The organism is Microcoleus sp. S13_C3, from assembly GCF_036700905.1.
Lineage (GTDB): Bacteria > Cyanobacteriota > Cyanobacteriia > Cyanobacteriales > Microcoleaceae > Microcoleus.
In genome coordinates this window covers 19223-34336 of the sequence record NZ_JAUBPT010000090.1, presented here as the reverse complement: position 1 = coordinate 34336, position 15114 = coordinate 19223, and the positions used below count along the sequence as shown (strand labels likewise).

The 15114-nt window shown below is 45.2% G+C and carries 15 protein-coding genes; 6 read left to right on the top strand and 9 right to left on the bottom strand.

Going from position 1 to position 15114, the window contains the following annotated elements:
- The first annotated feature begins 124 nt into the window (after positions 1 to 124).
- The gene (locus tag QUA16_RS22700; protein WP_333105893.1) at positions 125 to 496 is read left to right on the top strand and encodes a XisI protein; all 372 of its coding nucleotides are present in this window, start codon (positions 125 to 127) and stop codon (positions 494 to 496) included.
- Between the two features lie 128 nt (positions 497 to 624).
- On the opposite strand, the gene QUA16_RS22695 is transcribed toward QUA16_RS22700, so the two are convergent.
- Positions 625 to 2262, bottom strand: coding sequence for a hypothetical protein (locus tag QUA16_RS22695; protein WP_333105894.1), 1638 nt, complete (start codon positions 2260 to 2262; stop codon positions 625 to 627).
- 120 nt (positions 2263 to 2382) lie between these two features.
- Here QUA16_RS22695 and QUA16_RS22690 point away from each other — a divergent pair, with 120 nt between their 5' ends.
- From QUA16_RS22690 to QUA16_RS22680, 3 genes are all read left to right on the top strand, one after another.
- The gene (locus QUA16_RS22690; protein ID WP_333181343.1) at positions 2383 to 2577 is read left to right on the top strand and encodes a hypothetical protein; all 195 of its coding nucleotides are present in this window, start codon (positions 2383 to 2385) and stop codon (positions 2575 to 2577) included.
- Positions 2578 to 2676: 99 nt separating this feature from the next.
- Positions 2677 to 3180, top strand: a complete 504-nt coding sequence (locus tag QUA16_RS22685) for a DNA-binding response regulator (protein WP_333105895.1) — start codon at positions 2677 to 2679, stop codon at positions 3178 to 3180.
- Positions 3181 to 3342: 162 nt separating this feature from the next.
- A complete protein-coding gene (locus QUA16_RS22680) occupies positions 3343 to 4185 on the top strand; it encodes an Rpn family recombination-promoting nuclease/putative transposase (RefSeq protein WP_333105896.1) in 843 nt (280 codons plus the stop codon).
- A 157-nt stretch (positions 4186 to 4342) separates the two neighbouring features.
- Here the strand turns inward: QUA16_RS22680 and QUA16_RS22675 are convergent, their stop codons facing one another.
- From QUA16_RS22675 to msrA, 4 genes are all read right to left on the bottom strand, one after another.
- A complete protein-coding gene (locus tag QUA16_RS22675) occupies positions 4343 to 4921 on the bottom strand; it encodes a DUF948 domain-containing protein (RefSeq protein WP_333105897.1) in 579 nt (192 codons plus the stop codon).
- A gap of 37 nt (positions 4922 to 4958) precedes the next feature.
- Positions 4959 to 5300, bottom strand: a complete 342-nt coding sequence (locus QUA16_RS22670; RefSeq protein ID WP_333105898.1) for a YtxH domain-containing protein — start codon at positions 5298 to 5300, stop codon at positions 4959 to 4961.
- 121 nt (positions 5301 to 5421) lie between these two features.
- Positions 5422 to 5727: a hypothetical protein gene (locus QUA16_RS22665; protein WP_333181342.1), complete on the bottom strand. Its 306-nt coding sequence runs from the start codon at positions 5725 to 5727 to the stop codon at positions 5422 to 5424.
- A gap of 150 nt (positions 5728 to 5877) precedes the next feature.
- Entirely contained in the window at positions 5878 to 6531 is a 654-nt protein-coding gene (gene msrA, locus QUA16_RS22660) for a peptide-methionine (S)-S-oxide reductase MsrA (protein WP_333105900.1), read from the bottom strand.
- A 317-nt stretch (positions 6532 to 6848) separates the two neighbouring features.
- Here msrA and QUA16_RS22655 point away from each other — a divergent pair, with 317 nt between their 5' ends.
- Positions 6849 to 6986: a hypothetical protein gene (locus QUA16_RS22655; RefSeq protein ID WP_333105901.1), complete on the top strand. Its 138-nt coding sequence runs from the start codon at positions 6849 to 6851 to the stop codon at positions 6984 to 6986.
- Between the two features lie 258 nt (positions 6987 to 7244).
- Here the strand turns inward: QUA16_RS22655 and QUA16_RS22650 are convergent, their stop codons facing one another.
- Positions 7245 to 8174, bottom strand: coding sequence for a DUF6999 family protein (locus tag QUA16_RS22650; protein ID WP_333105903.1), 930 nt, complete (start codon positions 8172 to 8174; stop codon positions 7245 to 7247).
- Positions 8174 to 10042: a 3-oxoacyl-[acyl-carrier-protein] synthase III C-terminal domain-containing protein gene (locus tag QUA16_RS22645; RefSeq protein WP_333105904.1), complete on the bottom strand. Its 1869-nt coding sequence runs from the start codon at positions 10040 to 10042 to the stop codon at positions 8174 to 8176. The genes QUA16_RS22650 and QUA16_RS22645 overlap by 1 nt, the downstream gene beginning before the upstream one ends.
- Positions 10043 to 10288: 246 nt before the next feature.
- Here QUA16_RS22645 and QUA16_RS22640 point away from each other — a divergent pair, with 246 nt between their 5' ends.
- On the top strand, positions 10289 to 11305 hold the full coding sequence (locus tag QUA16_RS22640) for a hypothetical protein (protein WP_333105905.1): 1017 nt from the start codon (positions 10289 to 10291) through the stop codon (positions 11303 to 11305).
- Between the two features lie 235 nt (positions 11306 to 11540).
- Here the strand turns inward: QUA16_RS22640 and serS are convergent, their stop codons facing one another.
- Together serS and QUA16_RS22630 are read right to left on the bottom strand one after the other, a co-directional pair.
- Positions 11541 to 12821, bottom strand: coding sequence for a serine--tRNA ligase (serS, locus tag QUA16_RS22635; protein ID WP_333105906.1), 1281 nt, complete (start codon positions 12819 to 12821; stop codon positions 11541 to 11543).
- Between the two features lie 505 nt (positions 12822 to 13326).
- The gene (locus QUA16_RS22630) at positions 13327 to 14961 is read right to left on the bottom strand and encodes an iron uptake porin (RefSeq protein ID WP_333105907.1); all 1635 of its coding nucleotides are present in this window, start codon (positions 14959 to 14961) and stop codon (positions 13327 to 13329) included.
- Positions 14962 to 15114 lie beyond the last annotated feature (153 nt).

Sequence of the window (15114 nt, the reverse complement as noted above, 5' to 3'; positions counted from 1 at the left end):
GTTTTTGAGCAACAGCTTGCCTGAGATTCAAAGGTGGCTACTTTTAGCTGCGCTCATTTTTTAGTCTAAACTACAGTCATTTGAAGTTGATTGTTTTTAATCCACAAATAGAGGAGATTGTTAAATGGATACCCTAGTAGATTGCCGCCAGATTGTTAAAGGGATTCTCAATGAATACTCAGGGTTTTTTGGTTCTGAAATTGAGGTACAAAGTCAAGTAATTTTCGATTTAGAGAACGATCGGTATATGTTACTATCAATGGGATGGTTTCAGGGGAGAAGAATTCACGATTGTGTTATACACATGGATATTATCGACGGTCAAGTTTGGATTCAAGCCAATAATACCGATCGCTCGATCGCTGAAGAATTAGTAGCAGCGGGCATTCCCCCTAAGTTAATTGTTTTAGGACTTCAACCGCCAGAAGTAAGAGCTTATACAGCTTATGGCGTACCAAATTCCATACAGTCTCAAGAATTATTGCAAGTGGGTTAAATTTGCAGGGGAAGAGCGATCGCCCTTTTGGTTATTTGGAGGAAAAGGGCGATCGTACTTTCGGAAAATAAGGGCGATCGCACTTTGGGAAAAAAGGGCGATCGTACTTTGGAAATGGGACAATTGCGCTACGCCCAATAAATTGACTCTGCAAGAGAACCATTTTTATGCTTCAATAAAGATGGAAGCAACTGATTGTTAACATTGATTTCGGCTTCAAACCCATTATTACGAGACCAAGACTTACTAGCCGACTGATTGATCTGGTTTAAATTCAACTGTTTGCTAATGTAACCTGGATTTCCTGCATTATTTTTTTGGATCATTTTTGCAAAAGCCTTTACAACAGCGCCATGTTTCTCTTGCTCTGCATTTACAGGATTATATCCTCCAAATCCATTTGGAAACACAAATTTAAAAGATTCTTCAGCGGTATATGCACGGTCGGGATTACCAAAACCACTGCCATAAAATGCCCATGCCCACTTGGAGTAATCTGAAAAATTAACTTTTCCTTCTTGGTATCCCCCATTGGTAGTTGCGGCAGGATCTAGAGCAATCAGATTATTGACACCTCCGATCTTTTTAGCAGTTTCCCAACCTAAATAATACCCTAGACTGTGACCAGCGAAGTTAATATTATCAGGCGATATCTTCCATTCATCTACTAACTTCTTTTTAGTCCAGTCGGCTACTGTAGAAATCCAGGATGCTCCAAAATAAGGATTAGGAATTTGACCTAGCCCAGGAATCCACAATTTGCTATCGCTATAAGCCGCTTGACTCCAGTCAAGAACAAGCACTTGGTCAGCATTTTTATCCTTTTTATAATCACCTATTGCGTTCGAGAGTTCTTTAATGCTATCTGTTTGAGGGCTATTATTCATCCCATGAATAACAACCCATGTTGGTCGGTTCTTAATATCTGTGGAGTCTCCATCAACGCGCTTGAGTGAGACTTGCTTTGTTTGTCCATTTCTTGTTACAGTTCCATTGAGAGCAGAGGGCTGCTGGTTCATTTCTATTGTGGTATCTTCACCAACTAGCAAAATACTTGCTCTATCGTCCTCACTCTTCAACGCCTGAAGCTCACCCTGACTCAACTCCTTCCCCTGAACAACCGCCGCAAAAATCGCCCCCTCATCTCCCGGTGAATCCGTAACATTGAACCGCGAATCAATAGAATGCCCGATTTCTTCCAGCAACACATCCGCAACCGCCGCCGGATTCGCCGCATTCCGAGCCAAAAATTCCTTCGATAAATAAATCGTATCCGTCGCCGCTGCAAAAGCCCCATTCGCCCCATCAATCTCAGCAGACGAGACAACCTTCACCGGCGGGATATCACTAAAATCTCCCTGAAACCATCCTTCTGCTAAGGCTTTCGCACCCGCAGCATCCCAGTTTTCCCCAAAAGCCAAATTCATCTTAGCCACGAAATCTGGATCGGCCACAAACTTACTCAAATCCCCATAAACCCCTGACATCGCCTGACCTGTTAGCAAATCGACAGAGCTATCCGGTAAACTGCTGTTGGAGTCCGTGCTCACTGCACTAGCTATCCGGGTTAGCAAATCGTCAGGCAAGATGATATTGTCATAGGCTTCTGGCGTTAAAGTCGGGAGATTAACTTCCTCACCAACACCCCCGGTTAGGACGCGGTTAGCATCTAGCTGCGGGATAATAGCCTTAGTCGGTTCTAGGCTGGCATTCCAAGGGACGATCGCACTTTCGTTATTAAATTCAGGCGTGAAAAAATTAGACACGTTATTCTCCCGTGTTGATTAGAGACAAGTACATGGACTTGCCCTGTGTTTGCTTGGATTAAATAAACTGTTTGTTGTAAAAGCCGATCGGCCGATCGCCCTCATGAACCCTTAGCCCCGATGAACCGCAACAGTAGCGGTACTTCTAAAGCTCTATTTATCTATCAGGCTGAGTCCGCAAGTTTTATGCAAAATACTGCTTTTTTGTTACAAAACTTTCTTAGCGCCGTCTGCCTTTTGCAAATACTAGCTTTGACGTTAGTGGAAGCGATCGCGCCTCCCCGTCAATCTAAGTATTTACACTTAGGTCTTTAGTCTTAGTATAATACTACACTAGCTACCGATACCAAGCAACTAACAAACGCTAGCAATTTCCGTTATGCTGTCGTTAGTCACATCTCACCACACCCGACAATGGTACCAAAGGAAGACTTATTTGCCGAAGCCGCCAAACACTGGGATTTAGAAAGGCTGTACCAAGCTTTTGCAGAAGCTAAACGGCAAATCTCTCCTCGATCGCGAAGAGGACTAACAGAAACAGAAAAACTTTACCTCCGAGGATTGCTTTCCGGTTGCAGTCCCGCCGAAATCGCTCGCCAACTGTTTCAGAGTTCCAAAAGTGCAGAGGTTTATTTATGTAAAACTTTATACCAATATGTTAAAAAACTCGCATATGTACCTAACGAACCTGTAGGAAATTGGCGCAATATTTGCGATCGGCTACAGGAAGCCGGATATAAAACTCTGTCTTCTCCTGAATTTAAAATAAATAATTCTGTACCTACAGAAGCATTAGTAAAAATAGTTGGTATAGGTGTGATTGAGAAAAATACAATATCAATTGATATTAACATTCGACTAGAATTCCCCTCAACTTCAGAAACTCCGAAAAAAGAAGATTTGGATAAAGAGGATTAGATGGGCGATCGCCCCTATAGTAACTAATCTAACTGAAGGGATCTCGCCCCTCAACCACCAATCTTACTGAAAAGCTTTGCGAGCTAATCATACCCTCAACCAAAGAGCATAAATGCTATAATCTTAATCGAGAGCGATTCCTTCACAGGCGACGTTTCACAAATGAGATTTATCAATCCCAAAACAGATTTTGCCTTTAAAAAAATCTTCGGCGACGAACAAAACAAAGAAATCCTCATCAGTTTTCTCAACGCCATCCTCTACCAAGGCAATTCTGCGATCGAATCTTTAGAAATCCTCAATCCCTATCAACCCCCCAAAATTAGAGGAGTTAAAGATACTTACTTAGATATCCGAGCCAAGCTGAATAACGAGCAAACAGTCATTATCAAAATGCAGGTATTGAATGTAGAAAACTTTGAAAAGCGGATCTTGTACAATGCTGCTAAAGCTTATTCGATTCAACTCGACACGGGAGCAGATTACACGCTACTAAATCCGGTAATTGCCTTAACTATTACTGACTTTGAAATGTTTCCCAATCTCGACAAAGTAATTTCCCGCTTTGTCCTCAAAGAAAGAGATTATCTGGTTGACTATCTAATTTACGATATCGAGTTAGTGTTTGTTGAATTACCGAAATTCGGCAAAAAATTAGAAGAATTAGAAACTCTAACCGATAAGTGGATATATTTTCTGAAAAATGCCAAAAGTTTAGAAGTTGTACCGGAACAAATGGGAGAAGTCCAGGCAATTCAGAAAGCTTTTGAAGTTGCGAATCGCGCCGATTTAACCCGCGAAGAGTTGGAAGATTTAGAACATCAGGAAATTTACATACAAGACCAGCGGAATGCTATTACTAAAGCTGTTAAGCAGGCTGTTTCACAGGCTGTTTCACAGGCAATGAAGGAAAAAGCGCTTGAAATTGCCAAAGGGCTTCTGGATATTTTAGATGAATCAACGATCGCTCAAACAACAGGATTGAGTAAGCTGTGTTGCATCTAGATTGCCTATGGTATTAGAGAGGGAGAGGGGGAGAAGAGGAGAGGGGGAGAGGATTTGACGATTGTTGATCGGGACTCGAAATATGCAATTTAAATGAACAACAGCTTATGGAGGAAATTCAAAAGTTGAAACAAGCAAGGTAAAAAGCGATCGACTATCAAGAATCCTTCGACACTTCCTCAAACTCTTCAGCATCCCCCGGCAAACCAGAACCCTCGCTACTCCTCAACCTGGGCGATTCCCCATTACTCGCACCGGCACCGTAAACCCCAGAATACCTGTCCTCCAAACCCGAATCCCTCAGCGAAAGGGCACTTCTTTGACTCGGTGACAATCTATCTGTCGATCGGCGATTTGTCCCAGAAATCGGTGGCTTGCGAGTTAAAGTTTTCCAAGCAGCCTTAACCCCAGTCACCACGCTGCGAGTAGTTACCTGCACGTTTTGCGCCTGCTTTTTGGCGCTACCAATACTTCGATCGACCTGTTTGACAACCTCGCCCGCACTTTGTACTCCCTCGCTGACATCATCCGTCAACTCGCTAATTTCCAGCCCCGTCAACCGAATCGCCTCCAAAGTCGGCGGAAATTCGCGAGAAAGCGTATCAGCGAGCTTTTCCACGCTGCGGGCCGCCCGGGCCAGCGCTTGCACTGCAGGTATTAAAGTCACTAAAACAGCAGTCAGGCTAACTGCCACTAGCAAAATCGAAAGTCCTAGCCAAAATATGGGATCACTCACTTGAATCTGGGATTGAGGGTGGAGAATTTCATGCCATTTAGCGGATGGGAGGGCGCGACGGGGGACTCACTTCAGCTTCAGTTTCCGACAGTGTTTGGCGTTCCCGCTGAGTCGCTTCCAAACCGGCCGCGATCGCCTCTTTGAGTCTAATCAAAGTTTCGTCCCAATTTCGGATTGCAGTTTCAGAAAGTCGATCGGCCTGCAACTGCACGCTAGTCGATAAATCCTCCGCCAACTCCGGCAAAGCATCGGCCGATTTTTTCAATATCTGCCGCGTCTCCTTGCCCGGTCGCGGTGCCATCAGCAAGCCAGTCACGGCCCCGATCGCAGAACCCACAAGCAAACCGCCAATAAATAATCCTGAACGTTTAGTTGACATTTTTATAACTTCTCTCCATACACCAATTTTAGGGGCGTTTGCCCGATCGCAGCCCTTTACAAAGGTAGAAATATTGTTGAAAACCCTAGGGAGTCAGCAGGGGCGGCAGTTTTAGGATAGCTTACCTCAAACGTCGATCGCGCCTGGACCAAAGCATCCGTCCGAAACCCAGCAATCCCAAAAGTTGCTGAACCTGTTGCAGTTGCAATTCTAGTTGTTGATAACGCCGTCGTAGTTGGCGAGTACCTTGCTGCCTTTTACCAAGGAAATCCGGCGACATACTGAGGACATTGCTGCTACAGCGTTCGATTGCTGCGATCCGAAGTTCCAAACGTGCGATCGTCCGCCTGATTTTCCACACTTTCGCAGCTATATAAAAACAGACCAGAGATATCATTAAATTGATAATTACCACACCAGCCAGCATTATTTTACCTGATTTCAACTAATCCCTTTGACCATCTCAATAACCTTTCAGTCGTCTTCAGACGACTTAAGCTTTGAGGCAGGGGTTTAAACCCCTGCCGGACTGCCGGACTATTGCAACAGCCCCAAAAAACTACCCCTTGTAAAAGTTTTAAGCCTGAGACATAGCAGGCAAACAAACCTTAGTACCGCCCAAACCGCAATAACCATTCGGGTTTTTAGCAAGATACTGCTGATGATAGCTTTCTGCGTAATAAAACTCAGGAGCATCAATAATTTCAGTAGTAATCTTGCCGTAACCGGCCGGAGTCAAAGCCTGCTGGTAGGCATCGCGCGAAGCTTCAGCTAGCTGCTTTTGGCTGGCTGAATATGTGTAAATGCCCGATCGATACTGAGTACCAGAATCATTGCCCTGACGCATTCCTTGAGTAGGATTGTGACTTTCCCAAAAAACTTTGAGCAGCGTTTCGTAACTAATTACGTTCGGATCGAACACAACCAAAACTACTTCATTGTGTCCCGTCATCCCGCTGCAAACTTCGTTGTAAGTAGGATTCGGAGTAATCCCCGCCGCGTAGCCAACAGCCGTCGAAAAAACTCCATTTTGCTGCCAAAATTTGCGTTCCGCTCCCCAAAAACAGCCCAGACCAAACAACGCAGTCTCCATGCCGTTTGGAAAGGGAGGTTTGAGCGGATTGCCGTTAACAAAGTGACTTGCCGGTACCGACATCGACTCTGCCCGTCCCGGTAATGCCTCTTGGGGAGAGGGCAGGCTCGACTTTTTGCCAAATCCAAATAGCACCATAAGTTTGTGAGGGGATCTCTGATAAACGTCTTTACCTTACTTAATAATATCAGATGTATACTGAAAATAGTGGTCTTCTTAAAGGTAGAAGGTAAAAACCAGAAGGCAGATTTTTTTTACACAAGGTTTTTGGTGATACAGCTCACTGCCAACGCAGTTTTAAATCACATTAGGCTGTGTTCTATGTCACCCAAACATACCTAAAATATCACCTATTGTTCAGGTATAAATCACGCGGATTTTAGGCAAAATATCCGATTATTAAAGGTATGGTGTTGTAGTAGTTATTCAATACCATTTATTGGGAGTGTGTAGACATGGCAGCTAAACCTTGCAGTCAACCTTTAAAATCTAATCCGTTTATTACTTACCGCGACCCCATTACAGGCAAGTGGATTGTCGTAAATCAGACTTTTTCCCAAGCAGCAGAACAAGCACAGCTAGCAGCAGCTTGAGTTTTCCTATTAATTTTATACCTGAAAAATCAACTATAATTTCAGATTGCGTAGGAGCGGGTTTTACCAACCCTCTATGTCGGAAACGAATAATCTGACAAACCCGCCCTCCCAAGACGAACAATCCAAATGTACATTTTTTCGATGCGAACACAGACAGGGTTGATGTAGATTATTCGTTGTGTGGGGGCGGGTTTATCTAGATTGTTTGCGCTTCTTAAATATTATTGGTAAAACCCGCCCCTACGGTATTTATGGTTATTTAATCGGAGTAGAGTTCATCTCTTTTTGCAGTTCCAAATACCGATAGAGATATTCCGAAACTATCCCGTGCAAAAATAAGTCGCGTGCCGCCTTAAACGGACTGTTTGGCGCTAGCGGATGGCGGTTAACAATTACATGATTCCAGTCGCAATTTCCGGTAATCTCGCTGACGTACAGTCCGAAGTTTTCATCTAACTGAAGCGACATCACTGCTCGCGCAAATTCGTCGCTAGTCAAACACAGAGAATAAAAGACTTTAAACAATTCGATCGCCGATTCTAAATCCAGAATATTTAGCCATCTGCGTTTTTCAAAATCTATGACCACTTCTACTGGTTGAATACTATCATAATTTATTCCCCGTTTTTTGACGACTTGCAACCAGTTAGGATTTGTCAGCATTGCTTGGTTGTAATCCCAGACAAAGTTATAGAGAATTAAGTCGTGTTCGAGAAACGCATTCTCAGCTAAATCGCTAACAGTACGCGGATAAAGCTTTGACTTTTCTATCTGGGTGTCGGGGCCGTTGTCTATCAAGAAGTTGATAATGTTGGAGCCGATGCAGATGTGTCGGACAATTAAATAACAAGCTTCGGGCGAGACAAAGTTATTTAGGAAAAATGCAGCCGATTTATGCATTAAAGTGTAAGCGCGGAATTGAAATGGCAACAGGCGCTTTGTTGTCATAATTACCGCCAGCAACAAGTTAGCAATTACTTTGATCGGGATGAGTAAATAATTGCGAGTCCAGTTTCGCAAATCCCGCATCATGTATGCTTTTGCCACTAAATCGACGGGAATAGCTCGATCGCAAAATAGCACATCCCAAACATTCGGATCGCGGCGGTTATAGGGTTTGGTAGCGTAAGGGATTTTTCGCTCATCTGGGAGATTTTCGGTATCTTGTTTTTGCAGCTTTTGCATTAGCGAATTTCCTCCAATTGCAGCAAATATAAACGAGCACTGACGCGAGCGGTTTTGACAATGCGGCGGGCAATATCATCTGTCATCCATTCGGCATTAATCAAATTTTCCAGTTTGGCTAAATGCGACTCGTCATTCGATCCGTGATAAGCTAAAAACGATACTTGTTCGGATTGCAAACCGAGAGTTTCTTGAATTTGTTTTGCCCACTTTCCCGCCAACTGATTGCCCAATCCTTCGATAATAAACATACTGCCAATTAAATCAACCGGATTGTCCCGCGATGCTTGGTGAAAGATAAAAGCTGATAGTGCTTCGCTGCCAATATTCTTATCATATTCCACAATTTTTGCCAATTCACCGCCCACAGAAACATAATTTTGTTCTAGCATTTGATAGTCGCGGTGTTCGTCTTGAGCATGACCGATAAAAGTCGATCGCAGGCGAAAGTCACTCATGTTAGAAGCAGCGCGAGCAATCCAGCGAGCTCCCTCTACAACTTGCGGCCGGAGATTGCACAGCAAAGCTTGATAATCTTCTATTGTAAACTCTCCTCGGTACAATTTGCGGACAATGGGAACAGAACGAATTTCGCGATCGAACTTCAGCCAAATCCATGCTAACTCCCGCAACAAATAAGCTTGCGGAGAGTTGGGGTGTTCGGGTTTAACGCTTTCGAGAGGCGAAGCTTCGGGAACCTCGTGAAAGTTAGAAAATTGAGAACTCATAGGCTTATGGGTATTTTCCACAGCAGTTAACATCATATATGCCGTTGTAAAGCGCCCGCTTTCCGGGACAAAACAAAAGATTTTCTGTCCCGGCTGCAACTTGCCCGAATTGAACAATTCCTCTAACATTAAATAAATCGAGGCGCAGCCTGTATTTCCCCGTGTGTATAAGTTGGTAAACCATTTTTCTTCAGGAATCATGCAGCCTGCTTGTTCCAGAAGTTCCACAATTTGCCCCCGGAAAAAGTGAGACGAATAGTGGCACAGCAGCCAGTCGATTTCCTGCGGACAAACTCTCCCGGCTTTAATCAACCGCAGCCAACCTTCAACGCCTAATTTCATTACATTTTCCAGCAAGCGAATATTTTGCCGCAAGTCAAAAGCTCCCGCTGTGGCTGCATCGAGGTAGGAAGAATAATCCAGCCAGCTTTTAGTGGATGTTTCGTTGGCTAATCCTGAATACATACAAACAGGATAAGCATTGGCGTGAGAAACGAGTTCAATCCATTCTATTTTTAAACTAATTCCTGTTGCGCTGGGATGGTTTTGGAGCAACAATGCTCCGGCACCGTCGGAGAGCATCCAGCGGAGAAATTCTGTATCGAAAGGCAGGGTTTTTCCCGCTTGCAGAGAAGTCTCTGTTTCAAATTTGGTGTTTTTGAAGAGGCGCGAGGGAAATTCGGAAGCGACGGCTATGGCGGTTTGTTTTTTGCCGAGTTCGATTTGAGAGGCGGCGTAATTTAAAGCACTAACTCCGGCACAGCAAACTCCTTGAGTTGACACTATTTCTAGGGGAGATAATTCGGAAAGTTCCCCATGTACTGTGCTGGCAAATCCCGGTACTAATAAATCTGGTAAAGTAGTAGCGCAGGCCAATAAGTCGATCGCCCCTGGTTCCAAATTTGCCTGGGCGATCGCGTCACGGACGGCAAACGCGGCCATTTGGCTGTTAGAATATAGTGTTTGCTGCTGTTTGTCGATCGCGTAGTAGCGCTGTTGAATCCCGTTGCTGTTGAGAATTCGCTGCCTGACTCTCGAAGGGCGCGAGGCAATTTTGCCAAGATATTCTTCCATCTCATCATTATTAATCGGTTCTCCCGGCAAAAATTTTCCAATCCGATTGATATAAGCACTGTACATGGCGTAAACCTCCAAAGTTGCTAATTTAGTCGGGTGCGTTGGTTTCTTAAATCAAGCCAGAAAACATCTAAAATTGATTGTGCTGTGTGAAGCAGTGAACTTGCAAGGAGCAAGCAGCTATCTTGTAGAGTCGCCGGAAATCAGGCAAGTTGAGCAACAGAGGCAACAAGTAACCTGAAGCGGGGTGAAGTTTATGGTAATTGAGCCAATATGTAACTAGAGTTCCTTCGCAGCTTCCCGACTGAAATGGATATTGCAAAACTAGATACTTGGTATTCTCCTTCTCAACGCCGCACGGCTGTTTCGCTGTTGATGAAACGACTAGGCGTAACTCGCACTAGGGCTGAATGCTTTATCAGGCTTTGGGTTTACTTATCGGTGAAACAGCTTCAGGAAAGCCAGCCCCGTATCAAACCACCGCTGGCGAAACTGGAAGTGCCAGCAACAGAAGTGCAGTGCACTCACCGGGAAGCCGCCGAACTATTTTACTCCGATTCCGATCGCGGGAGCGATCGCGCCGCCGGAATGATGTTAGATAAATTAGCAGCACTCGGATTAATCGCAAAACACTTTGACGGTAACACTACGGCAATTCAAATTCAACCAGTTTCAGAAATTTTCGAGGGCGCCGAACCTCAAAATCCTGTACAACTCCAATTAGATGATTTCAACCCTCGGTGCGACGCAATTATCGTTGCCAATTTATTAGCTACCAATTACAACTGGATGAACCGCAACACTAACGCCGTTCCCCACAAAATTGCTAAAATACTCCGGCTTTTTGCCAGTCAATACTCAAAGGGAATGCGAGTTTTGCGGCGCTCAGATAACCTCAATCCAGTCGGGTTTTACTTACTTTATCCCACAGTTAGCGAATCTGAAGTCAATTTTTTTAACGCTCCTAGCAAAAGCCTTCATTTAAGTTCTATTTCCGATATCGATCCTTTCAATATGGCGCTACCAGGAGATATAAATTGCCAGTCAGTATTTATCCGCAGTTGGATGATCGATCCGCAGTATTTGTCAGAATACCGCATTGCTTTTCTCGAAGACGCCCAAAAAGTTTTAGGCGAAATGCAAACAGATTTTCCAAATCTTTGCGACTTGTACACCCTGATGATTCACCCCATGTACGAAAAACAGTCCCTGGCTTTGGGATTTCAGAAGACTAGCAGCGATAGTCAGTTATCTCTTTATTGGATGTATCTAGCATTGGATAGATTTTTGGCGATCGATATCAAGGAAGCATTAGTTAAACTATAAATTACCACGTCGATGATTCAGCGGTTGAAACCGCTACTACACAAACAAAGATGATTCGGCGGACTAAGAAATAAGGAGGATATTTATGCCTGATTTGGTATAATTAGAGCCACTTCAAAAAACAGAAGATCCAGAACCCCGACTTCTTGAAGAAGTCGGGGTTCTAACAGTGTTACTTCTTAGTCCGCGAAGGCGGACTTCGTTTGTATAGTCGCGATTTCAATCGCCGAGTGACTTATAAAACTTCCCGTCCCAAATAGGGTTGTAAGGCTTCCGGCACTTTTATAGTTCCGTCGGGCTGCTGGTAATTCTCCAAAATTGCCGCCATTGTCCGGCCCACAGCTAAACCGGAACCGTTGAGGGCGTGAACGAATTGAGTGCCTTTTTTACCCGCTTCTTTAAAGCGAATATTTGCCCGCCGCGCCTGAAAATCTGCGACGTTGGAACAACTGGAAATCTCGCGGTATTTGCCCGCAGATGGCAGCCACACCTCTAAATCGTAGGTTTTGGCAGCAGCGAAACCCAAGTCGCCGGTACACAGTACGATCGCCCGATAAGGCAATTTCAGCGCCTGCAAAACTCCCTCAGCATCCTGCACTAACTTTTCGTGTTCTGCCTCGGAGGTACTCGGATGCACGAGTTTCACCAATTCAACTTTATTAAATTGATGCAACCGAATTAATCCCCGCGTATCTTTGCCGTAACTGCCAGCTTCGCGGCGAAAACAAGGAGTATAAGAACAGTGATAAATTGGCAACTGTTCTGCTGTCAAAATTTCACCTCTGTACAAATTGACAACCGGAACTTCGGAAGTAGGAATTAGCCACAAATCATCTTGGTCGCACTTGAAACTTTCTTCAGCAAATTTGGGTAATTGACCCGTAGCGGTGAGGGATTCAGTGTTAACTAAAAATGGGGGGATGACTTCTACATAACCTGCTTTTGTGTGGCGATCCAGCATGAATTGAATAATCGCTCTTTCCAGGGCTGCACCAGCCCCCATTAAGCTTACAAAGCGGGGCTGAGCGATTTTAACTGCCCGTTCAAAGTTGATAATTCCTAATTTTTCGCCGATTTCCCAGTGCGGTAAAATACCGGAATTTTGGGGAATGTATTCGTCTCCCCAGCGCCGGATTTCGACGTTTTCCTCTTCATTTTTGCCGATCGGCGTTGACGAACCCGGCAAGTTTGGCAGCGGTAGCAATAAAGCTTCTATTTGAGCTTTTAGCTCTTTTTCCTGTGCTTGCAGTTCGTTCGACTCGGTGCCGACTGCGTTGCCTTCTGCCTGCAGTTCCTGAATTTCGGGAGATTCGAGGGGTAAACCCGATTTTCTTTTTTGGCCGATGAGTTTGGCAATTTCGTTGCTGCGGGCTTGTAGTTGCGATCGCTTGCCTTCCAACTCCCGCTGCTGTTTGTCTAATTGCAAAATCGGCTCGATTTCATAGTTACCTCCGCGCAGGTTGAGGCTTTCTTGCACGGCTTGCGGGTTTTCTCGGATTAATTTGAGGTCTAGCACAGATTTATTCTAAATCTTAAATTTTAGATCGGCTGGGACAGAACGAGATGATATAGAAGCTTTGTTAATCATTGGCATATTAAATCATAATTTATTCTGACCTAAATTCCTCGTTGGGTGTCACCCCTGAAGGGTGACACCCCACAAATGTATGTTATAGTTGCAAATATTAGTAGATGCACCCTGATAATTTTCTACCCCAGCCAGCGATGGTAGGGGTTTTTTGTTGTGTGGCATCGAATTGAGATCAATTCCGGTTGCACCGTCAGGTGATTGTTGACTGTTGACTGTTGACTGTTGACGGGCGGGTCGAAAAACTGAATGGTTGAGTGTTAACTGTTGACTCGATTTTATTATTCCGATGCCACCGCAAACGATATGAAGCCCTGGATGCACTATCAGTCTAAAAAACCCGGTTTCTCGCGATTATCGTCTCAAATGAGGCAATTACGTTAAGAAACTGGGTTTTTGCGTCCTGGACTAGGTTAGTAAAATATCTTTCCGGTTAAAAGTTAAAGCCAGTGCGAAGCAACCAAACCCATTGAGTTTCGTTGCGGCTGTCATTCTCAGGATTAACAACGACCCAAGCAGCAGGGGTGATGGAAATGTTGTCGTTGACCTGAAAGCGATAGAACGCTTCAATGTGATAGGAAGTATCTCGCTCGCGGCGCACATTACTGCTCGTCACGCGACCTGGCAAACCCACCAAAATCCCCGGTAGGTTGCCTTCACCTCCGACATCTGGGAAACTTATCCCGATCGCTGCATACACAATATCGGCGCGATCGCCACCGTCAACATTTAGCAAAACCACGCCACCTCTACCATCAGAAACGCTGCTAACACCAGAATTTTCTGCATTGGCGCGAGTATAAACGCCCCAACCGTGAACTTGCAACCGGGGAGCAAGGCGGTAGAATCCTTGTACGCCTACAGAATCGCTGGATGTAGCAATATTGTCCCCAAACGGTCGCGCAGCCAGAAAACTACCCGTACCGCCTGTGATATCGGCTTTACCGCTGGGTGCAAAGGTACGAGAATAGGCTACGCCAATTGCTCCGCGATCGCCCCGGTAGGCTAGCTGAACCAAAGCATTGTAGGAACCGTTGAATAAACCGTTACTTTGCTGCGAGAGATTGGGATTGCCGGCGACATAGCCCACAGTCAGGGTGAGGTTTTTGACGATCGTCCAGTTGACAGCAGCACCGCCACCTCCTCGGCGGTAGAGGGGATTGTATTGTCCGAACTTCGAGGGAATTCCCTCACTATCGCTGGCGATCGTTGGAGGAGTCAGCAAATCCGTAATATCGGGATACCCGACACCTGTGGGGCCGACGGTCAGCGCCAGATTAGAGGTCAGCGGGGTCACATACAATACGTGAGGGACGGTGATTGTGTTATCGACATTGCCATCAAAGTTCAAGGCCGTCATATTTGTACCCGTCTCATCGGCAATCCTCCTGCCCAAGTTGCCGAATTCCAAACGGGTTCTGAGCATATCGCGACCTGTGAAGCTGGTTTCCAAATTTAATCGGCCCCGGTTGGCAACAATAGTGTTGGTGCCATCGCGCGAATCCCCAACACTGTTACCAGAGGTATCTGTTACCACCACAATAATTTCCGCATTCAGCTTCGTCGTGGTGGAGAACTGATTCGCTTCTAGTTCGGCTGTGCGTGCATCGAGGGCATCGACTCGACCCCGCAACACCGATAATTCAGTTGCAAATTCTGCTTGCAGTTTTTGGACGATCGCTAAATCTTCCGCAGTAATCAGGTTGGTTGTTCCTGCGGCAATTAGTTCGCTGACTCGATCGAGACAGCTATTCAATCCTGCGGCAAATTCGTACCGCGTCAGCGCTCGGTTTCCTCTGTAAGTTCCATCAGGATAACCGGCAATGCAGCCGTAGCGTTCTACTAGAGATTGCAGCGCCTGAAACGCCCAGTCAGTGGGTTTTACATCCGAGAGTTGAGAGACAGAATTCACCTGTGCGAATGGTTTTTCTGCCAAGGGATTTAACGGTTCAGGAGCAACTAATCTATCAATTGGGGCCGCCAAACTTGGGGATGATGCTAGTAGAAATACAGCAGGTGAACCCAGGATAAAAGCAGTAATTAGGTGATAAAAATGCTGGATCTGCATAGGACAAAGCTCCACATAAAAACCGATATTGCATCATTCTCAAGAACGGGTTCTCCGGCCCGTTCCACAAGAAAATTCACTCTTTGTGGAACGGGCCGGAGAGCCCGTTCCTAAACAAGTAATTGAGACTGGATGTGCATAGGACAAAGCTCC

Coding starts and splice junctions, on each gene's coding strand:
- QUA16_RS22650 (WP_333105903.1), bottom strand. CDS start 8,174: ATGCAAAAGCTGCAAAAACAAGATACCGAAAATCTCCCAGATGAGCGA.
- QUA16_RS22700 (WP_333105893.1), top strand. CDS start 125: ATGGATACCCTAGTAGATTGCCGCCAGATTGTTAAAGGGATTCTCAAT.
- QUA16_RS22630 (WP_333105907.1), bottom strand. CDS start 14,961: ATGCAGATCCAGCATTTTTATCACCTAATTACTGCTTTTATCCTGGGT.
- msrA (WP_333105900.1), bottom strand. CDS start 6,531: ATGGTGCTATTTGGATTTGGCAAAAAGTCGAGCCTGCCCTCTCCCCAA.
- QUA16_RS22670 (WP_333105898.1), bottom strand. CDS start 5,300: ATGTCAACTAAACGTTCAGGATTATTTATTGGCGGTTTGCTTGTGGGT.
- QUA16_RS22690 (WP_333181343.1), top strand. CDS start 2,383: ATGAACCGCAACAGTAGCGGTACTTCTAAAGCTCTATTTATCTATCAG.
- QUA16_RS22645 (WP_333105904.1), bottom strand. CDS start 10,042: ATGTACAGTGCTTATATCAATCGGATTGGAAAATTTTTGCCGGGAGAA.
- QUA16_RS22655 (WP_333105901.1), top strand. CDS start 6,849: ATGGCAGCTAAACCTTGCAGTCAACCTTTAAAATCTAATCCGTTTATT.
- QUA16_RS22685 (WP_333105895.1), top strand. CDS start 2,677: ATGGTACCAAAGGAAGACTTATTTGCCGAAGCCGCCAAACACTGGGAT.
- QUA16_RS22680 (WP_333105896.1), top strand. CDS start 3,343: ATGAGATTTATCAATCCCAAAACAGATTTTGCCTTTAAAAAAATCTTC.
- QUA16_RS22665 (WP_333181342.1), bottom strand. CDS start 5,727: ATGCTGGCTGGTGTGGTAATTATCAATTTAATGATATCTCTGGTCTGT.
- QUA16_RS22640 (WP_333105905.1), top strand. CDS start 10,289: ATGGATATTGCAAAACTAGATACTTGGTATTCTCCTTCTCAACGCCGC.